Source organism: Agromyces sp. 3263 (genome assembly GCF_031456545.1).
In the GTDB taxonomy this organism is placed as follows: domain Bacteria; phylum Actinomycetota; class Actinomycetes; order Actinomycetales; family Microbacteriaceae; genus Agromyces.
On sequence record NZ_JAVDUV010000002.1, the window covers coordinates 504,477 to 525,930 of the forward strand.

Below are 21,454 nucleotides of genomic sequence, written 5' to 3' on the forward strand. Positions count from 1 at the left end.
CGGCATCCGACCACGACAGGGTGAGGCCGTGACCGATTCAGAGCAGCAACCGTGGGGCCGCGTCGACGAGACGGGCACCGTCTTCGTGCGCACCAGCGACGGTGAGCGAGAGGTCGGACAGTACCCCGACGCGACACCCGAGGAGGCGCTCGCCTACTTCGAGCGCAAGTACGCCGATCTCGCCGGCCAGGTCGGACTGCTCGAGCAGCGGGTCCGGCGGGGCGCGCCTGCGGCCGACGTCGCCAAGGCGGTCACGAACCTCCGCAGCTCGGTCGCCGACGCCCATGCCGTCGGCGATCTCGAGTCCCTGTCGCGGCGACTCGAGGCGCTCTCGGGCACCACGAAGGAGCTGACCGAGCAGCAGCAGGCCGAGGCGAAGGCCGCGCTCGGCGAGGCGATCGCCGAGCGCACCCGCATCGTCGAGCAGGCCGAGGCGCTCGCCGCCCAGGATCCCGCGAAGACGCAGTGGAAGCAGGCGACCGCCGAGCTCGACGGGCTCTTCGCGAGCTGGCAGCGCCACCAGCAGGACGGACCCCGCCTGCCCAAGAACGAGGCGAACGAGCTGTGGAAGCGGTTCCGTGCCGCGCGCTCGATCATCGAGCAGCACCGCAAGGCGTTCTTCGCCGAGCTCGACGCCGCCCACCGCGATGTTCGCACGAGAAAGCAGCAGCTCATCGAGCGCGCAGAGGCACTGGCTCCGCGCGGGGCCGACGCCGTCGCCGACTACCGTTCCCTCCTCGACGAGTGGAAGCTCGCCGGACGAGCGGGCAAGAAGGTCGACGACGCGCTCTGGGCCAAGTTCAAGGCCGCAGGCGACGTGCTCTTCCAGGCCAAGGCGGAGGTCGACGCCCAGGAGGACGAGTCCTACCGGGCGAACCTCACCGAGAAGCTGGCGCTCCTCGAGGAGGCCGAGAAGCTCCTCACGGAGTCCGACCCCAAGGCCGCTCGCGCCGCCCTCAACCGCATCCAGCGCAGCTGGGATGACCTCGGCCGCGTGCCCCGCGACCAGGTGCGCCCCATCGAGGATCGGCTGCGCAAGGTCGAGAATCACGTGCGCTCCCTCGAGGACGAGCGCTGGCAGCGCGAGGACCCCGAGAAGAAGGCGCGCTCCGAGGGCATGCTGGGCCAGCTCCAGGACGCCATCGCGAAGCTCGAGGCCGAGCTCGCGGCAGCCGAGTCGGCCGGCGACGAGCGGGCGATCGCCTCGGCCAGGGAGGCACTCGACGCCCGTCGCGCGTGGCTGAAGGCCGTCGGCGGCTGAGCTGACCACCGAACGACTCGAACGCGCGTCCCCGATCGGGGCGCGCGTTCTCCACAGATGACGGTCCTGGTCGATCGCGCGGTGCCGGATGCCGCAGCATGGGCGTCATGGCCAGGCTTCCCGCGGTGCTCGGCACCGATCATCTGCCCCTCGCCGAGCTGTGCGCCGCTCGGCTCGACGGCGAGCTGTTCGCGATCGACGACGGATGGGCACCGGTCGATGAGCCCGACCTGCCCGAGTTTCGAGCGGCCGCCCTCGCCTTGCGTGTTCCCCGTGCGCTGATCATCGAGCGCCTCTCAGCCGCCTGGGTCCACGGGGCCATCGACGTTCCGCCCTCGATCGCCCAGTTCTGCGTGCCCCTGAGCGCGCGCATCGCGGTGCTCGCCGAGCGACGGGCCACGGTCCGCGAGGTCCGCATCGACGACGGTGAGGTCATCCGACTCGGTGGCGTGCGGTGCACGTCGGTCGTGCGCACCGGCTTCGACCTGCTCCGCGACGCGGGCCTCGACGACGACGCGTCCGTCGAGGTCACCGCGGCCCTCTTCAAGACACGCCAGGCGCAACTCGACGAGCTGGCCGCGAAGCTCCAGGCGGCGGTCCGGATGCCCTACCGCTCAGCCGCGCTGGGGCGTCTCGGCCGCGTCGAGGCCTGCCTTGCAGCGTCCGCTGCTGGCGTCCGACCGGTCTCAGCCGGTGCTCCGGTGGGTCAGCCGTCGCTCACGCGATAGACGTCGTACACGGCATCGATGCGACGGACCGCGTTGAGGACCCGGTCGAGGTGGGTCGTGTCACCCATCTCGAACACGAACCGGCTGAGCGCGAGCCGATCGGTCGAGGTGGACACGTTGGCCGACAGGATGTTCACGTGGTGCTCGGAGAGCACACGGGTGACGTCCGACAGCAGGCCGGCCCGGTCGAGCGCCTCGATCTGGATCTGCACGAGGAAGAGGCTCTTGGAACTCGGCGCCCATTCCACGTCGATCATGCGCTCGGGCTCATTCATGAGGGACTGCACGTTGTGGCAGTTGGCCTGGTGCACCGAGACGCCCGAGCCGCGGGTGATGAAGCCGACGATCTCGTCGCCCGGCACCGGCGTGCAGCAGCGCGCGAGCTTCACGAGGATGTCGGGCGCCCCGCGCACCAGCACGCCGGAGTCGGAGTTCCGCGGCAGTGGGCGCGACCGCACCGGGATGGGCAGGTCGGGCTCATCCCCCTCGTCGACGTCGCGCACGAGGGCGACGACCTTCTCGAGCACCGACTGCGTCGAGACGTGTCCCTCTCCGACCGCTGCGTACAGCGAGGAGACATCGTCGTACCGCAGCTGGGCGGCCACCTCGGCGAACGACTCCTGGCTCATGAGCTTCTGGAGCGGGAGGTTCTGCTTGCGCATCGCGCGGGCGATCGCGTCGCGGCCCTGCTCGATGGCCTCGTCGCGGCGCTCCTTGGTGAACCACTGGCGGATCTTGTTGCGGGCGCGAGGGCTCTTGACGAAGGTCAGCCAGTCCTTGCTCGGACCGGAGTCCGGGTTCTTCGACGTGAACACCTCGACGACGTCGCCGCTGGAGAGCTCGCTCTCGAGCGGCACGAGGCGGCCGTTGACCTTCGCGCCCATGGTGCGGTGCCCCACCTCGGTGTGCACCGCGTAGGCGAAGTCCACGGGGGTCGCACCCGACGGGAGCCCGATCACCCGACCCTTCGGCGTGAAGACGTAGACCTCCTTCGCGCCGATCTCGAAGCGGAGCGAGTCGAGGAACTCCCCCGGATCGGCCGTCTCGGCCTGCCAGTCGGAGATGTGCGCGAGCCACGCCATGTCGGTGTCGTTGGCGTTCTGGGCGTCGGTGGTGCGCCCCGAGTTCATCCGCTCCTTGTACTTCCAGTGCGCCGCGACACCGTACTCCGCGCGCTGGTGCATGTCGTGGGTGCGGATCTGGATCTCGACCGCACGGCCCTTGGGACCGATGACGGTCGTGTGCAGCGACTGGTAGAGGTTGAACTTGGGCGTGGCGATGTAGTCCTTGAACCGGCCGGGCAGCGGCGTCCACCGAGCGTGGATGGAGCCCAGGACCGCATAGCAGTCGCGCACCGAGTTCACGAGCACCCGGATGCCGACGAGGTCGTAGATCTCATCGAAGTCGCGTCCGCGCACGATCATCTTCTGGTAGATCGAGTAGTACTGCTTGGGCCGGCCCATGACCTTGCCGCGGATCTTGGAGGCCTTGAGGTCTTCGCCGACGAGGTCGATGACGTTCTGCACGAACTCCTCGCGCTGCGGAGTGCGCTGGCGCACGAGGCTCTCGATCTCGGCGTAGAGCTTCGGGTAGAGCACGGCGAACGAGAGGTCCTCGAGCTCCCACTTGATCGCCTGGATGCCGAGCCGATGTGCCAACGGCGCGTAGATCTCGAGCGTCTCGGTGGCCTTGCGCGCGGCGGACGCGGCCGGCACGAACCCCCACGTGCGGGCGTTGTGGAGCCGGTCGGCCAGCTTGATGATGAGGACCCGGATGTCCTTCGACATCGCGACGATCATCTTGCGAACGGTCTCGGCCTGGGTCGAGTCGCCGTACTTGACCTTGTCGAGCTTGGTGACCCCGTCGACGAGCATCGCGATCTCGTCACCGAAGTCGGCGCGGACCTGGTCGAGCGTGTACGCCGTGTCTTCGACCGTGTCGTGCAGCAGTGCCGCGGCGACCGTCTTCGAGCCGATGCCGAGGTCGGCGAGGATCTGCGCGACCGCGATCGGATGGGTGATGTACGGCTCGCCGCTCTTGCGCTTCTGCCCCTCGTGGGCGCGCTCGGCGACGGTGTACGCCCGCTCGATCAGGCCCAGATCAGCCTTCGGATGGTGCATCCGCACCGTGCGCATGAGGGTCTCGACCGCACCCGACGGCTGCGCCTTCGAGAAGATCCGAGGAACCAGGCGGCGCAGCGAAGCGGTCGAGTTGACTCCCGCTTCGGTCATGCGCGCACCTCCAGAACTCAATTATCGCCGCTCCGCGAGGTCTTCCGTGCCACTCTCGCCTGAGGCGAACGTCAGGCCGTGGGCAGCGCCTCGGCGTCGCGGACGACGGCCGCTGCGCGCTCGCGCTCCTTCAGCACCTTCTGGTCGTGTCGGCGGATCGCCGGCTCGCCCTCGCGCAGCTGCGAATACAGCGGCGCGGCGATGAACACGGTCGACCAGGTGCCGACGAGGATGCCGATGAGCAGGGCGAGCGAGATGTCACGCAGGGTGTCCGCACCGAGCACGCCGGCGCCGATGAAGAGGATCGCCGCGACCGGAAGCGCGGCCACCACGCTCGTGTTGATCGAGCGCACCAGGGTCTGGTTCACCGCGAGGTTCACCGACTCCGCGAACGTGCGACGGGACTCCTGTCCGTCTTCGGTCGTGTTCTCGCGGATCTTGTCGAACACCACGACGGTGTCGTACAGCGAGTAGCTCAGGATCGTCAGGATGCCGATGGTGGCCGCCGGGCTGATCTCGAAGCCGACCGCCGCATAGAGCCCGACGGTGACGATGAGGTCGCCGATCAGGGCGAGGATGGCCGCGAGCGACATCTTCCAGGTGCGGAAGTACAGGGCCATGATGATGCCGGCGAGGAGCAGGAACGCGCCGAGGCCGAGGAGCGCCTGCCGCGTGACATCCGCACCCCAGCTCGGACCGATGAACGACGACGTCACCTCGGACACCGGGACGTCGTAGGCCTCGGCCAGGGCGTTGGCGACGGCGAGCGAGTCGGCCTGCTCGAGCTGGTCGGTCTGGACGCGCACGCCCGTGCCGCCGACGATCGTCACATGCGCATCGGCGTCGGGGACGACGGAAGCCACGGCATCGATGGCCGGCTGCGGCTCGGCGTTCTCGATGCCGGCGATCTGGAACTGCGATCCGCCGCGGAACTCGATGCTGAAGTTGACGCCGCGGAGCACCGGGATCAGCACCGTGAGGATGATCAGCACGCCGGCGATGGCGTACCACTTCTTGCGACCGCCGACGAAGTTGAACGAGCGCTTGCCCGTGTAGAGGTCATTGCCGAATGTGGTGAGCCGGTTGGCCATCAGGACTCCTTGCCTTCGCTCGAGCCGCTGCCGACGCCTGCGGTGGCCTTGCGTTCTGCGATGGTCTGGCGCTTCTGCGCCTCTCGTGCGCTCGAGGCGACCTTGCCCGCGGGCACGGCGACGGGCTTGCGGAACTCCGCACGGCCCCGGTAGACCGCCCCGAGCGCGTTCGGGTCGAGGCCCGACCACGGATTGCCGCTGGAGAAGAACCGGGTCTGCGCGAGCAGCTGCAGCATCGGGTGGGTGAACAGGATCACGACCAGGACGTCGATGATCGTCGTGAGGCCGAGGGTGTAGGCGAAGCCCTTCACGCTGCCGACGGCGAGGACGAACAGCACCACGGCCGCGAGCAGGTTGACGCCCTTCGACGCGAGGATCGTGCGGAAGGCGCGCTTCCAGCCCGCCTCGACGGCGCCGACGAGCGGGCGGCCGTCGCGCAATTCGTCGCGGACGCGTTCGAAGTACACGATGAACGAGTCCGCCGTGAATCCGATCGCGACGATGAGGCCCGCGATGCCCGCGAGCGAGAGGCGGTACCCCTCACGCCACGACAGGATCGTGATCGCCAGGTAGGTGATCAGGCCGACGATCGCCAGGGACGCGATGGTCACCGAGCCGAGCGCCCGGTACTGGAACAGCGTGTAGATGACGACCAGGATGAGGCCGATGAGCCCCGCGATGAGACCCGACTGCAGCTGCGAGGTGCCGAGCGTCGCCGAGATCGTGTCGGAGGACTGCACGGTGAAGCTCAGCGGCAGGGCGCCGAACTTCAGCTGGTCGGCGAGCGACTTGGACGACTCCTGCGTGAAGCTCCCCGTGATCTGCGGGCGACCATCGGTGATGGCGCCGTTCATCTGGGGAGCCGTGAGCACGGCGCCGTCGAGGACGAACGCGAACTGGTCGCGCGGCGACTGACCCTGCAGCCCGAAGAGACGGGTGCTGACCGCGCCGAAGTCCTCGGTGCCCTTCTGGTCGAACTGGATGTTCACCGCCCACTGGCCGGTGCTGGCACCAGTCTGCGTGGTGACCATGCCGTTGGTCGCGTTGACGATGTTCTCGCCACTCGCCTCGACCGGACCGAGCAGGTACTTCGCCGTTCGGCTGACGTCGCAGGTGACGAGCGGTTCGTCGGCCGGAGCGACGTTCGCCGCGGCGTCGTCGAGGCTCGAGCAGTCGAAGTTGTCGAACTGGTCCTGGAGCGCCGGGGTGACCCACGCCGGGTCGCTGCCGTCCGTCGGCTCGGTGGTAGGGGTGGACTCGAGCTCCTCGGCCGGTTCGGTCGGGGCCGGGGACTCGGTCGAGTCGATCGCCTGGTCCGTGGCGGCATCCGCGAGCAGCACGGCGCGCAGCTCGAGCTTGGCCGAGGACTCGATGCGGTCGCGGGTCTGCTCGTCGAGCTCACCCGGGATGCGGACGACGACGTTCGACCCCTCGGTGTTGATCTCGGCCTCGGCGACACCCGACGCGTCGACACGCTGGCGGATGATCGAGACCGCTTGGTCGAGCTGCTCCTGCGAGACGGAGGCGCCCGACTCGACCTTGGGCTCGAGGATGATCTGCGTGCCGCCCTCGAGGTCGAGCGCGAGCTTGGGGGTCCAGGACCCTCCGCCCCACATCACGCCGGCCGCGTTGATCGCGAACAGCCCGACGATGATCACGCCGAGCCAGGTGAGCGATCTCCAGGCCTTGCGAACGGGGGTCGGCCGGGATGACCGCTTGGATGGTGCAGCCACAGGTTCTGCTTTCTCTGCAAGAGCCCGCGCGACAGCGCGCGGACCGAGCTTGGTTCGGGAGTCTTAGTCGTCCGACTTCTTGGTGTCGGGCGTCTCGTCGGTGGTCACGTCGTCGACGCGCTCACCGAACTCCGGCTGGCCCTCGAGTCCGGAGCCGCCGACCTCGGTGACGGGAGCGACCGCTGCCGGCTCGACGACGCGGGCGATCGTCTGGCGGTGGACGGTCAGCACGGTGCCGGGCGAGGTCTCGAGGAGGACCTGGTTCTCGTCTTCGTCGATCGAGAGGATGGTGCCGTAGACGCCGAAGTTGGTCATCACCTTCGCGCCCGCCGTGACCTTCGACTGCAGCTCCCGCGCATCGGCCTGCCGCTTGCGCGAGTTGCGGAACATGAAGAAGATCAGCACCGCCAGGACGGCGAGCATGATGATAGTGAACGGATCGAACGTCATGAGGGGAGGGAACCTTCCGGTGTGCGGCGGGCCGCACGGAGTCGACGGCGTTGAGGACCAAGCCTCAAAGGATTATAGGTCATCGATCGGGAGGGTGGCTGCGCCCTGGGGAGCGCCCGGTGCCAGCCCGAAATGCCGCCACGCCGATGGGGTCGCGACCCGGCCGCGCGGCGTACGTGTGATGAGCCCGATGCGCACCAGGAACGGCTCCACCACGGCCTCGATCGTCTCGGACTCCTCGCCCACCGAGACGGCGAGCGTGTTGAGTCCGACGGGCCCACCGCCGAACCGCGTCAGGATGATCATCATGACCGCGCGGTCGAGACGGTCGAGGCCGAGTGCGTCGACGTCGTAGAGGTCGAGGGCGGCGCGCACCGCCGTGACGTCCGCGTCGCCGCCATGCACGAGCGCGAAGTCGCGGACGCGGCGCAGCAGGCGGTTGGCGATGCGAGGGGTGCCGCGGCACCGGCCCGCGATCTCGGCGATCGCCTCGCGGTCGATCGCCAGGCCGAGCAGCGACGCGGCTCGGGCGAGCACCTGCTCGAGCTCGGCCTCGTCGTAGAACTCCAGGTGCGCCGTGAACCCGAAGCGGTCGCGCAGCGGGTTGGGCAGGAGGCCCGCCCGCGTGGTCGCACCGACGAGCGTGAAGGGCGCGAGGTCGAGCGGAACCGACGTGGCACCGGCTCCCTTGCCGACCATGATGTCGATGCGGAAGTCCTCCATGGCGAGGTAGAGCATCTCCTCGGCCGAACGCGCCATGCGGTGGATCTCGTCGATGAAGAGCACCTCGCCCGGCACCAGCGAGCTCAAGATGGCCGCGAGGTCGCCGGCGTGCTGGATGGCGGGGCCGCTCGACATGCGCAGTGGCCGCCCACCCTCGTGGGCGACGATCATGGCGAGCGTCGTCTTGCCGAGCCCCGGAGGCCCGGCGAGCAGGATGTGATCGGGCGTGCGCTGCTGCAGGGTGGCCGCGGTCAGGAGGAGCTGGAGCTGGCCCCGCACGCGCGTCTGGCCCACGAACTCGGCGAGGCTCCGGGGACGCAGGGCGCCCTCGAAGGCGAGCTCGGCCTCGGACGCGAGGACCGGGTCGGTCAGGTCGACTCCGACGAGGTCGCCGTCGTCGACGCCGTTCGCGGTCACCGCGCCCGTCCCGCGTGCTGCGCCGGGCCGAGCCGAGCGAGGGTGAGGCGGAGCACGGACGGGACGGAGCCGGCCTCGGCCTCGGATGCCGTGGCCATCGTCTCGTCGACCGCCTCGGCGGCGACCCGCTCGGACCAGCCGAGCCCGGTCAGCGCGGCGAGCACGCTCTCGGCGACCCCGCCGGTGACGACGGGCGCCGCGGAAGGCCCGGAGGGCCGTGCCACGAGCTTGCCGGCGAGGGAGAGCGTGATGAGCTTCGCCGTCTTCGGGCCGATGCCGCTGACCTTGCGGAAGACGGCGTCGTCGTCGCCCTGCACCGCCGCGGCCACCTGGTCGGGTGAGAGGGCGGAGAGCACGCCGAGGGCCGACTTCGGGCCGACGCCCGTGACACCGAGCAGCAGCTCGAACACGTCGAGTTCGTCGCGGGAGGCGAACCCGAAGAGGGTCAGCGCGTCCTCCCGCACCACGAGGCTCGTGTGCACCGAGGCCTCATGCCCCTCGCGGCAGGCGAGGGCGAACGCGGGCGTCGTGTTGACGTGGAATCCGACCCCGCCGACCTCGATCACGACCGAACTGCCGGCCGCCGTCAGGACGGGGCCGCGGAGAGAGGAGATCACTCCTTCACCCTACGGGCCGCCCCCGACACCGCGGCGGAACGCTCGGCGGCGATCCATGCCCGCTGGGCCGGAGTGAGCGTCGTGCCCGGAGCGGGCGGCGCGGCGGCGTCCAGCACGGCCGCGCCCGCGACTCCACCGGTGCGCCAGGCGTGGCAGATCGCGAGGGCCAGCGCGTCCGCGGCATCCGCCGGCTTCGGGACCTCGTCGAGTCCGAGGATGCGGGCCACCATGGCGCCGACCTGCGCCTTGTCGGCGCGGCCGTAGCCCGTGATGGCGGCCTTGACCTCGCTCGGCGTGTGCAGCGCCACGGGCAACGCCCGCCGGGCCGCGATCAGCATCGCCACGCCGGAGATCTGCGCGGTGCCCATGATCGTCGACACGTCGCTGCGTGCGAACACGCGCTCGAGCGCGACGGCCTGCGGCCGGTGCTCCTCGAGGATCGCCTCGAGGCCGTCGGCGATGCGGGCGAGGCGCCTCGGGGTGTCGAGGTCGGCCGGCGAACGCAGCACGACCACGTCGACGAGTCGTGCGGTGCGGTTGGGCTCGACGTCGACCACGCCCACGCCGCAGCGCGTGAGGCCCGGGTCGATGCCCAGCACGCGCACGGCGATCGGCCTAGTCCTCGGCTTCGAGCTCGGCCTGCACCTCGGCCGAGAGGTCGAAGTTGCTGTAGATGTTCTGCACGTCGTCGCTGTCCTCCAGCGCGTCGATGAGCCGGAACACCTTGCGCGCCGTGTCGGCGTCGACCTCGACCTTGAGGTTCGGCACGAACGCGGCATCCGCCGAGTCGTAGTCGATGCCGGCCTCCTGGAGGGCGGTGCGGGCCGCGACCATGTCGGACGCCTCGGTGATCACCTCGAAGGTGTCGCCCTCGTCGTTGACCTCCTCGGCGCCGGCGTCGAGCACCGCGGCGAGGACGTCGTCCTCGGTGGTGCCCTCGGAGGGGACGACGATCACGCCCTTGCGCGCGAAGTTGTAGGCGACGCTGCCCGGGTCGGCCATGGTGCCGCCGTTGCGGCTCATGAGCGTGCGCACCTCGGCGGCCGCGCGGTTCTTGTTGTCGGTGAGGCACTCGATGAGCAGGGCCACCCCGTTGGGGCCGTAGCCCTCGTACATGATCGTCGTGTACTCGATCGACTCACCGGTGAGCCCAGCGCCGCGCTTGATGGCGCGATCGATGTTGTCGTTGGGCACCGACGTCTTCTTCGCCTTCTGCACGGCGTCGACCAGCGTCGGGTTGCCCGAGAGGTCGGCACCGCCCATCTTGGCCGCGACCTCGATGTTCTTGATGAGCTTGGCGAACGACTTCGCCCGTCGCTGGTCGATGACGGCCTTCTTGTGCTTGGTCGTCGCCCACTTGGAATGCCCGGACATGATGCTCCTGAATCGCTTCGCGGCGGGTGCATCCGCCGACGAACCATTGTATGGCAGCAGCCGGGCGGCATCCGGTCGACGGGCGGATGCCGCGGCGACGGGCTTCAGCCGAGGATCTTGCGGAGCGTGCGAAGGTTGCGGTTCGTCGTGACGGGCTTGTACGTCGCCTTCGACAGCAGCTTGGCGAACGGGGTGTCGACGGTGGTGCCCTTGACCGGGTTCCAGTAGACGACGCCGTCGCCCGCGGCGAGGGGGTCGACGTCGGGATCCGCCTGGTCGGCGAAGGCCATGAGCTCGGCGGCGACGGCTGGTTCGGCGGCGAAGATCACCCATGGCTGGCGCTTCGCATCGTCGGCGTCGAAGGGGAACGCGTCGATGGCGCGCTCGAGCTCGGCCCGGGTGATCAGCACGATCCACGCGTCATAGCCGAACCGGTCGCGCAGCCCCTGCTCGATGCGCGACTTCACCGCGGCTCGGGCGTCGCGCGATGGCGCCTCGAAGACGACGTTCCCGCTTGCGAGCACGGTCCGCACGCCCTCGAACCCGAGCTCGGCGAAGAGGTCGCGCAGCTCGGCGGACTTCACCGTGATGCCGCCGACGTTCACGCCTCGGAGCAGGGCGATGTAGTGGGTCATGACGCGACCATAGCCCCGGCCGCCGACCGCGTCAGCCCGCGGTGGCGACGGCCCGGTCGCGCACCTTGCCGAGGAAGTACTCGTGGAACCGGTACTCCCCCGTGATCTCGGGATGGAAGCTCGTGCCGAGCAGGTTGCCCTGCTCCACCGCGACCACGCGTCCGTCCTCGAGCTGGGCGAGCGGCGTCGCCCCGGGGCCGACCGAGTCGACCACAGGTCCGCGGATGAAGACCGCGTGCACCGGTTCGGCGCCGAGCGCCGGGACGTCGAGGTCGGTCTCGAACGACTGGTTCTGCGATCCGAAGGCGTTGCGCCGCACCACCACGTCGAGGCCGCCGAGGCTCTGCTGTCCCGCGATCGCGTCGAGCACCGTGTCGGCGAGCATGATCAACCCGGCGCACGTGCCGTACACCGGCATCCCGTCGCCGATCGCGGCCTGCAACGGCTCGGCGAGGCCGAACGAGCGCGAGAGCTTGTCCATGACGCTCGACTCGCCGCCGGGGATCACGAGCCCGTCGATCTCGGCGAGCTCACCCGGCCGGCGCACCAGCGAGACGCGCGCGCCGAGCCGCGAGAGCACGTGTGCGTGCTCTCGGAAGTCGCCCTGCAGCGCGAGCACGCCGACGCGGGGGCCGGCCGGAGCCTGCTCCCCCGCGCCGATCGACTCGCTGCGGAGGGTGGTGGTCACCAGCCGCGCTCGGCGAGGCGGTGCGGGGCGGCGAGGTCGCCGACGTTGATGCCGACCATGGCCTCGCCGAGGCCGCGCGACACGTCGGCGATCACGGCGGGGTCGTCGTAGAACGTCGTCGCCTTGACGACGGCCGCGGCGCGGGCCTCGGGGTTGCCCGACTTGAAGATGCCGGAGCCGACGAACACGCCGTCGGCGCCGAGCTGCATCATCATGGCCGCGTCGGCCGGGGTGGCGACGCCGCCCGCGGTGAAGAGCACCACGGGGAGCTTGCCGGTCTCGGCGATCTCGGCCACGAGCTCGTACGGCGCCTGGAGGTCCTTGGCCGCGACGTAGAGCTCGTCGCGCGTCATCGACTTCAGCTGGTTGATCTCGGAGGTGATCTTGCGGATGTGCTTGGTCGCCTCGGAGACGTCGCCCGTGCCGGCCTCGCCCTTCGAGCGGATCATGGCCGCGCCCTCGTTGATGCGCCGGAGCGCCTCGCCGAGGTTGGTGGCACCGCAGACGAAGGGCGTGTTGAACGCCCACTTGTCGATGTGGTTCACGTAGTCGGCCGGTGAGAGCACCTCGGACTCGTCGATGTAGTCGACGTCGAGCGCCTGGAGCACCTGCGCCTCGACGAAGTGGCCGATGCGGGCCTTCGCCATGACGGGGATCGAGACCTCGGCGATGATCGCCTCGATGAGGTCGGGGTCGCTCATGCGGGCGACGCCGCCCTGGGCGCGGATGTCCGCGGGGACGCGCTCGAGCGCCATGACGGCGACGGCGCCGGCATCCTCGGCGATGCGCGCCTGCTCGGGCGTGACGACGTCCATGATGACGCCGCCCTTCAGCATCTCGGCGAGGCCGCGCTTCACGCGGCTGGAGCCGGTCTCGACAGTGCTCATCGGGGGGTCCTTTCGACGGATGACGCGCAATCGCGCAGTTCTGCGGACAGAACGCCCGCTTGACCTAGGCCAAAAGATAGCATGGTCCGGCACGGAGATTCGGAGCACCCATGGATCATGACCTGACCCTCGAGATCACCGGCCGGTCGGCCGCGGACATCGCCGCGAGCGTCCGCGCGCTCATCGAGCGCGGCGGGCTGCAGCCCGGAGATCCGCTGCCCCCCGTGCGCAACCTCGCCGAGAGCCTGGGCGTCAACCGCAACACCGCGGTCGCGGCGTACCGCCAGCTCACCTCGGCCGGCATGGTCGTCACCCGCGGCCGCGGTGGCACGCACGTCGCCGACCGCTCCGCCGTCGCGCAGGAGGGCTTCGCTCCCGACAGCGTGCTCCGCGACGTGGCGACCGGGAACCCCGACCCCGATCTCATCCCCGACCCGTCCCGCGCCCTCGCCGGCATGGCGGGCCGGCCGGTGCTCTACGGCGAGCCCGTGATCGACCCGGGCCTCGAGCAGTGGGCGCACGCATGGATGCGCGAGGACCTCGCCCCGTCCGACCTCCGGCTCACGATCACGAACGGGGCCGCCGACGCGGTCGAGCGACTGCTCGCCCAGGCGCTCGTGCGCGACGATGCCGTGGCGCTCGAGGATCCCTGCTTCCTGACCAGCATCCACACCGTGCGTGTCGGCGGGTATCGCGCCGTGCCGGTGCCGGTGGACGACGAGGGCATGACCGTGGCCGGGCTCCAGTCCGCGCTCGAGCAGGGCGTGCGCGCCGTGGTCAGCACTCCGCGGGCGCAGAACCCGACCGGGGCCAGCCTGTCGGAATCGCGCGCCGCCGACCTGCGAGAGGTCTTGCGCGCGTACCCGTACGTGCTGGTGATCGAGGACGACCACTTCTCGATGCTGTCGCGAACCCCGTTCCGCTCGATCATCGGCCCAGATCATCGGCGATGGGCGCTCGTGCGGTCGGTGTCGAAGTTCCTCGGACCCGACATGTGCCTCGCCGTCGCGGCATCCGACCCCGACACCGCCGAACGCCTCGCGACGCGCCTCACCCCCGGCACCACGTGGGTGAGCCACCTGCTGCAGCGCCTCGTGCTCTCGCTCGTCACCGACCCCGACGTCACGGCCCGCGTCACGGCCGCCGGCGCGCACTACGCGGCACGCAACGCGGCGTTCGCCGCGCGGCTCAGCGCGCTCGGCGTGCCGGCCGCAGCCGGCGACGGCCTGAACCTCTGGGTCCCACTTCCGGTGCCGGCGCGCGACGTCTCCGAGCACCTCATGCGGCGCGGCTGGCTCGTGCGCGCGGGCGACGAGTTCTCCCTCGCCGACGCGAGCGCGGTGCGCAGGCTCCGGCTCACGGTGCACGACCTCGCCGCCGCCGACGCCGACCGGCTCGCCGGCGACCTGGCCGCGGCCGTTCGCGCAGCGGGCGGGCGACTCGTCGCCGCCGGGATGGAATGATCGAGGGGTGAAGGTCCTCTCGATCCAGTCCGCCGTCGCCTACGGCCACGTCGGCAACTCCGCGGCCGTGTTCCCCCTGCAGCGCATCGGCGTCGAGGTCATGCCGGTCTACACCGTGAACTTCTCGAACCACACGGGCTACGGCGCCTGGCGCGGCCCGCTCATCAGTCCCGAGGACGTGCGCGAGGTCATCGCCGGCATCGAGGACCGCGGGGCGTTCCCCGGGATCGACGTGATCCTGTCGGGCTACCAGGGCTCGGAGGGCATCGCCGACGTCATCCTCGACGCGGTCGCGCGCATCAAGGCGGCCAACCCGGCGGCCGTCTACTCGTGCGATCCGGTGATGGGCAATGCGAAGAGCGGATGCTTCGTCGCGCCCGCGATCCCCGTGCTGCTGCGCGAACGCGTGGTGCCCGCCGCCGACCTCATCACGCCGAACCAGTTCGAGCTGGGTTACCTCACCGGCACCGAGCCCGGATCGCTCGACTCCACGCTGGATTCCGTCGACCTGGCGCGGGCGTCGGGCCCGCGCACGGTGCTCGTGACCAGCGTGGAGCGGCCCGATCGCGAGGAGGGCACCATCGAGATGCTCGCCGTCGACGACCACGGCGCCTGGATCGTGCAGACTCCCCTGCTGCCGCTGAAGGCGAACGGCTCGGGCGACGTGACGGCGGCGCTCTTCACCGCGCACTATCGACGCACCGGCGACGCGGCGGACGCACTCGCGCGCACCGCGTCGAGCGTGTTCGACCTGCTCGAGAACACTCACGAGTCGGGCGAGCGCGAGCTCCGGCTCGTCGAGTCGCAGGAGGCCTACGCCCACCCTCGGATGCAGTTCGAGGCCCGACGGGTGCGCTGAGCCGTCAGGCCCGCCGGATCCTCAGGCGGGCCACGCCTCGGCGATCTCCTGCCGCACCTCGCCGAGCAGTCGAGGCAGGGCCTTCGTGCCGGCGATGATCGGGAAGAAGTTCGCGTCGAGTGCCCAGCGCGGCACGATGTGCTGGTGCAGGTGCTCCGCGATGCCCGCCCCGGCGATGCGCCCCTGGTTCATGCCGATGTTGAACCCGTCGCACCGTGACACCTGCTTCACGACCCGCATCGCGATCTGGGTCAGCTCGCCGATCTCGGCGACCTCCTCGGGCGTCGCCTCGTCGTACGTCGCGATGTGCCGGTAGGGGCACACGAGCAGGTGCCCGCTGTTGTAGGGGAACAGGTTGAGCAGGACGTAGGCGAGCCTGCCCCGCGCGACGATGAGCGACTGCTCGTCGCTCATCTCGGGCGCACGGCAGAACGGGCAGGTGTGCTCGTCGGGCTGCTGACCGTGCTGGATGTACACCAGCCGGTGCGGGGTCCAGAGCCGCTGGAACGCGTCGGGCACGCCGGCGAGGTCGGACGCGGCATCCGTGGGGACCCCGTCGAACTCGTCGGCCTGGTATGCGCGCGTCATCCGAACAGGTCGTCCCTCGTGAGCACCTGCCGGCGCTCGTCGATCGCCGCGCGAATGCGGGAGACGGCCTCGGCGATGGCCACGCCGTTCTCCTGGGAGCCATCGCGGAAGCGGAAGCTCACCGTCTCGCCGGCCCGGTCGTTCTCGCCGGCGATGAGCTGGAACGGTACCTTCTGCGTCGTGTGCGTGCGGATCTTCTTCTGCATCCGGTCGTCGCTCGTGTCGAGCTCGGCTCGCACGCCGGCGCGCCGGAGCTGGTCGACGATGCCGCCGAGGTACTCGGCGTACTCGTCGGCGACGGGGATGCCGACGACCTGCACCGGCGCGAGCCAGACCGGGAAGGCACCCGCGTAGTGCTCGATCAGCACGCCGAAGAACCGCTCGATGGAGCCGAACTTCGCCGAGTGGATCATGACCGGCTGCTGGTGGGTGCCGTCGGCGGCGGTGTACTCGAGCCCGAAGCCCTCGGGCTGGTTGAAGTCGTACTGGATGGTCGACATCTGCCACGTGCGGCCGATCGCGTCGCGCGCCTGGACCGAGATCTTGGGGCCGTAGAACGCGGCGCCCCCGGGGTCGGGCACGAGCTCGAGGCCGGACGCCTCGGCGACCTCGCGGAGCACGTTCGTAGCGACCTCCCACTGCTCGTCGCTGCCCTTGAACTTGTCCGAGTTCGCATCGCGGGTGGACAGCTCGAGGTAGAAGTCGTCGAGACCGAAGTCGCGAAGGAGCCCGAGCACGAAGTCGAGCAGGTGCTGGATCTCGGCGGGGGCCTGCTCCGGGGTGACGTAGCTGTGCGAGTCGTCCTGGGTGAGCCCGCGCACCCGGGTGAGCCCCTGGACGACGCCCGACTTCTCGTATCGGTAGACGGTGCCGAACTCGAAGAAGCGCAGCGGCAGCTCGCGGTAGGACCGGCCTCGCGACCGGAAGATGAGGTTCTGCATGGGGCAGTTCATCGCCTTGAGGTAGTACTCGCTGTTCTCGAGCTCCATCGGCGGGAACATGGTGTCCTTGTAGTACGGCAGGTGACCCGACAGCTCGAAGACGTGCGCCTTCGTGATGTGCGGGGTCGACACGTACTGGAAGCCCTCCTCGATGTGGCGGCGGCGGACGTAGTCCTCCATCTCGCGCTTGATGATGCCGCCCCGGGGGTGGAAGACCGGCAATCCGCTGCCGATCTCCTCGGGGAACGAGAACAGGTCGAGCTCGGCGCCGAGCTTGCGGTGGTCGCGTCGCGCGGCCTCCTCGAGGCGGTGCTGGTACGCGCGCAGCTCGTCCTTCGTGGGCCAGGCCGTGCCGTAGATGCGCTGCAGTTGCGGGTTCTTCTCCGAGCCCCGCCAGTAGGCCGCCGCCACGCGTGAGAGCGCCCAGCCGTTGCCGATCATGCGCGTGTTCGGCAGGTGGGGGCCGCGGCACAGGTCCTTCCAGACGGTCTCGCCGGTCTTGGGATCGACGTTGTCGTAGATCGTGAGCTCGGCGCCGCCGACCTCGACGTTCTCGCTCTCCTCGAACTGCGCGGTGCCGCTCTCGTGGCCCTTCAACCCGATGAGCTCCAGCTTGTAGGGCTCGTCCGCGAGCTCCGCGCGCGCCTCGTCGTCGGTGACGACGCGACGCATGAAGCGCTGGCCCTGGCGCACGATGCGCGCCATCTCCTTGTCGAGGGCCTTCAGGTCCTCGGGCGTGAACGATTGCGCGACATCGAAGTCGTAGTAGAAGCCGTCGGTCACCGGGGGTCCGATGCCGAGCTTCGCCTCGGGGTTGACGGCCTGCACCGCCTGGGCGAGCACGTGGGCGGTCGAGTGGCGGAGGATCGCGAGGCCGTCGGGCGAGTCGATCGTGACCGGCTCGACGACGTCGGCGTCCGTCACCGTGGTGGCGAGGTCCTTGAGCTCGCCGTTGACGCGCATCGCGACAACGGATCGATCGGTGAAGAGCTCGAAGCCGTCGGCCACTGTGAACCACTCCCTCTGGGGTCGAAACGAACCCTTCAACTGTAGTGCGGCGGCAGGGGCCGCCCGGCCGTCGACTGCCGGTCGGTGCGCACCCTGATGACAGGGCGGCATCCGAGTTCTAGAGTTTGCCTCATGTCCAGCTCAGACCCCACCGACGACGACCGCGGCGCAGCGGCCGGCACCGCGCCGTTCGCGCACTTCGACACCGACCTGACCGCGGAGGACTGGGCCGCCAAGCGCCGAGCCGGCGAACTCGGATTCGGCCCGATCTTCTGGGCGCCCATCCAGGTGCTCTCCCCCACCGTCACGGTCGGCCTCGGGCGCACGAACCTCACGCTCATCCGCCCGACGATCGTACAGACCGACGCCGCCGAGCCGTACGCGGGCTTCGACCTCCGGGAGTCCCCGCACCGCAACCCCGCCGTCTCGGTGCACTTCAACCCGGCCGCCTACGGCGCGACCGGCCCCGGCACCTATGTGTTCACCTTCGCCGTGGACGCGCCCACGCGCGCCGCCTTCACCCCGAGCGGGTACGCGGGCAGCGGCACCGTGGACGCGCCGGGATCGATCCGCTTCAGCGGCCGCCGCGTCATCACGATCATCCTGCGGAACGTGCCGCCAGGCCTGGACGCCTCGGCGGCGATCGAGCAGACGTCGGGCGAGGCCTGGTCGTGGTTCAGCACGAGGATCGCCCATCCGCCGCTCGTCTTCGACCCGCTTCCGATCGGCTGAGCTCGGCTCTTTCGCCCACCGGTGCAAAGCGAGCGCACGCGGATGCCGCGATTTGCAGCGGCTTTCGTCCGCATCCGCAAGAACTCGACTCTTCGTCGACATTCCTTCGCAGCCCCTTGTGATGCCGTCACGCGCGGACGTAGGGTCGGCTCACTCGTGGGTTCGCCAGTGCCCGCGGTGTCCGATGGCGTGCACCACCGAGAGGAACCGAGTCGACGATGACGCGATCCACCAGCCAGACGTCCGAGCCCATCCTGCGCCGCCCGCGGACGCCGAGCGCGCGCGCATCCATCGGCGCCGCCGTCGCGTCGGCGCTGCTCGCCGCAGCAGTGCTGGCTGCGCCTGGTGCCGCCGTTGCGGCATCCGGAGCGCCATCGGCACCCGTACCTGCGGTCACCCGGGCGGCCCTCGACCCCGAGCTGGTCGCCGGCCGTGGCGCCGACGTGCCCTTCCTCGAACAGGAGGCCGAGGGAGCGGTGCACACCGGCACGGTCGTCGGCCCCGACCGCGCGGCCTACACCCTCCCCGCCGAGGCGTCGGGACGGAGCGCGGTGCAGCTCGCGCCGGGGCAGTACGTGGAGTTCACGCTGCCGGCGCAGGCCAACGCGATCACCGTGCGCTACAGCATCCCCGACTCGGCGGAGGGCGGCGGCATCCGCTCGCCTCTCGACATCACCGTGAACGGCCGGCAGAAGCGCACGATGACGCTCACCTCCGAGTACTCCTGGCTCTACAACCAGTACCCGTTCACGAACGACCCGAACGCAGGGCTCCTCCACCCAGACTGGTGGATCACCGAGTGCGGGTGCGTGCCTGGGCCCGACTACGCCGTCACGACCCCGTTCCGCCCCATGCACTTCTACGATGAGCAGCGGATGCTCCTGGGACGGACGTACGAGGCCGGTGACGTCGTCCGGCTGGCCGTCCCGAAGCGCGCCACGGCCGAGCTGACCACGATCGACCTCCTCGACAGCGAACTGGTCGCAGCGCCGCACGTGCGACTGAAGGCCGCGAACGTCCTGCTGTTCGGGGCCGACCCGACCGGCAGGCGCGACGCCGCGCCGGCCTTCGATCGCGCGATCGCCTTCGCGAAGCGCCACGACCTGCCCGTGTACGTGCCGCCGGGCTCCTTCCGAGTCGACCGGCACGTCATCGTGGACGACGTGACCATCGAGGGCGCCGGCAGCTGGTACACCACCATCCGCGGGAGCGAGGTGGCGCTCGCCGAGCCGGCGCCCGACGGCTCCGTGCACACCGGCGTGGGCTTCTACGGCAAGGACGCCGCGGAGGGCGGCAGCACGAACGTGCACCTCTCGGGGTTCGCGATCGAGGGCGACGTGCGCGAGCGCATCGACGCCGACCAGGTGAACGGCGTCGGCGGGGCGATGAGCGACTCGACCATCGAAGGGCTCTACATCCACCACACCAAGGTCGGCATGTGGTTCGACGGGCCGATGGACGGCCTCGAGGTGCGCGACAGCATCATCGTCGACCAGATCGCGGACGGGCTGAACTTCCACACCGGGGTGACCGGATCCACGGTCGAGCACACCTTCGTGCGCAACACCGGCGACGACGGGCTCGCGATGTGGTCGGAGACCGTCGCGAACGCGGGCAACGCGTTCGAGCGCAACACCGTGCAGACGCCCACGCTCGCCAACGGCATCGCGATCTACGGCGGCACCGACACCATCGTGTCGGGCAACCTGGTCGCCGACCCGATCCGCGAGGGCAGCGGGCTGCACGTCGGCTCCAGGTTCGGCGCCGAACCCTTCACCGGCTCACTCGCGATCGTCGACAACACCACGGTGCGGGCCGGCACGTACGAGCTCAATTGGAACATCGGGCTCGGGGCCGTCTGGTTCTACGCGCTCGACCGATCGATCGACCAGGCCGACATCCGGGTGATCGGCGACCACTTCCTCGACAGCACCTACAACGCGATCATGCTCGTGTCCGACTGGCCCGTGAAGGACCAGGTGTCGATCTCGGGCGTGCACTTCGCCGACGTCCGCGTCGACGGCACCGGCACGTCGGTGGTCAGCGCCAGGGTCGCGGGCTCGGCATCGTTCGAGAACGTCGACGCGCGCAACGTCGGCGCCGTGGGGGTGAACAACTGCGGCACGTTCCACTTCACGCCGGAGGGGTCGGAGTTCTCGCTCGTCGACCTCGGCGGCAACGACTCGAGCGGCGTGAACACGACCGGACCCTGGCTCGCGCCGTGGGAGCTGCCGAACACGATCACGTGCGACGACCGGCCGCCGGTCGTCGCACCACCCGCGCCATCACCCTGGTGAGGTGAACTGATCGCGATGGGCCGGGTGCCTCGAACGGGGCATCCGGCTTCCTCGCGTCGGATGACCCCCGCTGCAATGCGAAAGGCCCCGGCGATGCCGGGGCCTTGTCGTGGTGGGCGATACTGGGATCGAACCAGTGACCTCTTCCGTGTCAGGGAAGCGCGCTACCGCTGCGCCAATCGCCCAAGTCGAGAATCGAGGTTTCTCAGCTTGGAGGTGGATACGGGATTCGAACCCGTGTATACGGCTTTGCAGGCCGCTGCCTCGCCTCTCGGCCAATCCACCGCGTTTGGGTTCACCACCAGAAGAACAGGAATGAACTCACGCTCATTCCCGATCAGAGCGGATGACGAGATTCGAACTCGCGACCCTCACCTTGGCAAGGTGATGCGCTACCACTGCGCCACATCCGCGTTGCCCGCATTTCTGCGTGCAGAGAGACTCTAACTGATCCGGTGAACGAATCACAAACTGAGCGGACCGGGTGGCAGATTCCCCCCGGTCATCGGCCCATTCGGTGCCCGGATCCCGGGCGTGTCGACGCGTTCGGCGCGCCCGGGCAGGCGTCCGCCGGCCGTCGATGTGCATTCGGCCCGCCGGGTCGGCTAGTATCGAGTCCGCGGTCACCACGGTGCACCGCGATCCCACATGGGCGATTGGCGCAGCTGGTAGCGCGCTTCCTTCACACGGAAGAGGTCGTCGGTTCGAGCCCGGCATCGCCCACGAACGCC

General features: G+C 69.9%; 19 protein-coding genes and 4 tRNA genes. 7 read left to right on the plus strand and 16 right to left on the minus strand.

Features of this window, described 5'->3' with window-relative positions:
* The first annotated feature begins 28 nt into the window (after positions 1 to 28).
* Together J2X63_RS15530 and J2X63_RS15535 are read left to right on the plus strand one after the other, a co-directional pair.
* Positions 29 to 1,261, plus strand: a complete 1,233-nt coding sequence (locus tag J2X63_RS15530; protein ID WP_309978863.1) for a DUF349 domain-containing protein — start codon at positions 29 to 31, stop codon at positions 1,259 to 1,261.
* Between the two features lie 107 nt (positions 1,262 to 1,368).
* Entirely contained in the window at positions 1,369 to 1,989 is a 621-nt protein-coding gene (locus J2X63_RS15535; RefSeq protein ID WP_309978866.1) for a hypothetical protein, read from the plus strand.
* Here J2X63_RS15535 and J2X63_RS15540 read toward each other — a convergent pair.
* The 11 genes from J2X63_RS15540 to pdxS form a co-directional block, all read right to left on the minus strand.
* Positions 1,968 to 4,220 (minus strand): bifunctional (p)ppGpp synthetase/guanosine-3',5'-bis(diphosphate) 3'-pyrophosphohydrolase, encoded by a 2,253-nt coding sequence (locus tag J2X63_RS15540; RefSeq protein ID WP_309978868.1) that lies wholly within the window; start codon positions 4,218 to 4,220, stop codon positions 1,968 to 1,970. The genes J2X63_RS15535 and J2X63_RS15540 overlap by 22 nt on opposite strands.
* Positions 4,221 to 4,291: 71 nt before the next feature.
* Positions 4,292 to 5,311, minus strand: coding sequence for a protein translocase subunit SecF (gene secF, locus J2X63_RS15545; RefSeq protein ID WP_309978872.1), 1,020 nt, complete (start codon positions 5,309 to 5,311; stop codon positions 4,292 to 4,294).
* Positions 5,311 to 6,927 (minus strand): protein translocase subunit SecD, encoded by a 1,617-nt coding sequence (gene secD, locus J2X63_RS15550; protein WP_309980161.1) that lies wholly within the window; start codon positions 6,925 to 6,927, stop codon positions 5,311 to 5,313. Before secD ends, secF begins: the two co-directional genes overlap by 1 nt.
* Positions 6,928 to 7,107: 180 nt before the next feature.
* Positions 7,108 to 7,494, minus strand: coding sequence for a preprotein translocase subunit YajC (yajC, locus tag J2X63_RS15555; RefSeq protein WP_309978875.1), 387 nt, complete (start codon positions 7,492 to 7,494; stop codon positions 7,108 to 7,110).
* Positions 7,495 to 7,566: 72 nt separating this feature from the next.
* Positions 7,567 to 8,589 (minus strand): Holliday junction branch migration DNA helicase RuvB, encoded by a 1,023-nt coding sequence (gene ruvB / locus J2X63_RS15560; RefSeq protein ID WP_309980163.1) that lies wholly within the window; start codon positions 8,587 to 8,589, stop codon positions 7,567 to 7,569.
* A 41-nt stretch (positions 8,590 to 8,630) separates the two neighbouring features.
* Entirely contained in the window at positions 8,631 to 9,251 is a 621-nt protein-coding gene (ruvA, locus tag J2X63_RS15565) for a Holliday junction branch migration protein RuvA (protein ID WP_309978877.1), read from the minus strand.
* Complete coding sequence (gene ruvC / locus J2X63_RS15570; protein ID WP_309978880.1) at positions 9,248 to 9,856, minus strand: crossover junction endodeoxyribonuclease RuvC; 609 nt, start codon at positions 9,854 to 9,856, stop codon at positions 9,248 to 9,250. Before ruvC ends, ruvA begins: the two co-directional genes overlap by 4 nt.
* 10 nt (positions 9,857 to 9,866) lie before the next feature.
* Complete coding sequence (locus J2X63_RS15575; protein WP_309978882.1) at positions 9,867 to 10,625, minus strand: YebC/PmpR family DNA-binding transcriptional regulator; 759 nt, start codon at positions 10,623 to 10,625, stop codon at positions 9,867 to 9,869.
* A 104-nt stretch (positions 10,626 to 10,729) separates the two neighbouring features.
* Entirely contained in the window at positions 10,730 to 11,260 is a 531-nt protein-coding gene (locus J2X63_RS15580; RefSeq protein ID WP_309978884.1) for a DUF1697 domain-containing protein, read from the minus strand.
* Between the two features lie 31 nt (positions 11,261 to 11,291).
* A complete protein-coding gene (gene pdxT, locus J2X63_RS15585; protein ID WP_396133166.1) occupies positions 11,292 to 11,948 on the minus strand; it encodes a pyridoxal 5'-phosphate synthase glutaminase subunit PdxT in 657 nt (218 codons plus the stop codon).
* The gene (pdxS, locus tag J2X63_RS15590; protein ID WP_309978886.1) at positions 11,945 to 12,835 is read right to left on the minus strand and encodes a pyridoxal 5'-phosphate synthase lyase subunit PdxS; all 891 of its coding nucleotides are present in this window, start codon (positions 12,833 to 12,835) and stop codon (positions 11,945 to 11,947) included. Before pdxS ends, pdxT begins: the two co-directional genes overlap by 4 nt.
* Positions 12,836 to 12,945: 110 nt before the next feature.
* Between pdxS and J2X63_RS15595 the strand changes: the two genes are divergently transcribed.
* The gene (locus J2X63_RS15595; RefSeq protein WP_309978889.1) at positions 12,946 to 14,298 is read left to right on the plus strand and encodes an aminotransferase class I/II-fold pyridoxal phosphate-dependent enzyme; all 1,353 of its coding nucleotides are present in this window, start codon (positions 12,946 to 12,948) and stop codon (positions 14,296 to 14,298) included.
* A gap of 7 nt (positions 14,299 to 14,305) precedes the next feature.
* The gene (gene pdxY / locus J2X63_RS15600) at positions 14,306 to 15,157 is read left to right on the plus strand and encodes a pyridoxal kinase PdxY (RefSeq protein ID WP_309978891.1); all 852 of its coding nucleotides are present in this window, start codon (positions 14,306 to 14,308) and stop codon (positions 15,155 to 15,157) included.
* A gap of 21 nt (positions 15,158 to 15,178) precedes the next feature.
* On the opposite strand, the gene J2X63_RS15605 is transcribed toward pdxY, so the two are convergent.
* The gene (locus J2X63_RS15605) at positions 15,179 to 15,745 is read right to left on the minus strand and encodes an HIT domain-containing protein (protein WP_309978893.1); all 567 of its coding nucleotides are present in this window, start codon (positions 15,743 to 15,745) and stop codon (positions 15,179 to 15,181) included.
* Positions 15,742 to 17,649: a threonine--tRNA ligase gene (gene thrS / locus J2X63_RS15610; RefSeq protein WP_309980168.1), complete on the minus strand. Its 1,908-nt coding sequence runs from the start codon at positions 17,647 to 17,649 to the stop codon at positions 15,742 to 15,744. Before thrS ends, J2X63_RS15605 begins: the two co-directional genes overlap by 4 nt.
* Before the next feature lie 177 nt (positions 17,650 to 17,826).
* Here thrS and J2X63_RS15615 point away from each other — a divergent pair, with 177 nt between their 5' ends.
* Both J2X63_RS15615 and J2X63_RS15620 read left to right on the plus strand, forming a co-directional pair.
* Positions 17,827 to 18,426, plus strand: coding sequence for a hypothetical protein (locus J2X63_RS15615; protein WP_309978895.1), 600 nt, complete (start codon positions 17,827 to 17,829; stop codon positions 18,424 to 18,426).
* Between the two features lie 218 nt (positions 18,427 to 18,644).
* The gene (locus tag J2X63_RS15620) at positions 18,645 to 20,723 is read left to right on the plus strand and encodes a glycosyl hydrolase family 28-related protein (RefSeq protein ID WP_309978897.1); all 2,079 of its coding nucleotides are present in this window, start codon (positions 18,645 to 18,647) and stop codon (positions 20,721 to 20,723) included.
* Positions 20,724 to 20,833: 110 nt separating this feature from the next.
* Here the strand turns inward: J2X63_RS15620 and J2X63_RS15625 are convergent.
* From J2X63_RS15625 to J2X63_RS15635, 3 genes are all read right to left on the minus strand, one after another.
* Positions 20,834 to 20,908, minus strand: a tRNA-Val gene (locus tag J2X63_RS15625).
* Positions 20,909 to 20,934: 26 nt separating this feature from the next.
* Positions 20,935 to 21,008 (minus strand) — tRNA-Cys (locus J2X63_RS15630).
* A 56-nt stretch (positions 21,009 to 21,064) separates the two neighbouring features.
* Positions 21,065 to 21,136: transfer RNA gene (locus J2X63_RS15635), tRNA-Gly, on the minus strand.
* Positions 21,137 to 21,373: 237 nt separating this feature from the next.
* Between J2X63_RS15635 and J2X63_RS15640 the strand changes: the two genes are divergently transcribed.
* A tRNA-Val gene (locus J2X63_RS15640) sits at positions 21,374 to 21,446 on the plus strand.
* The last annotated feature ends 8 nt before the right edge of the window (positions 21,447 to 21,454 follow it).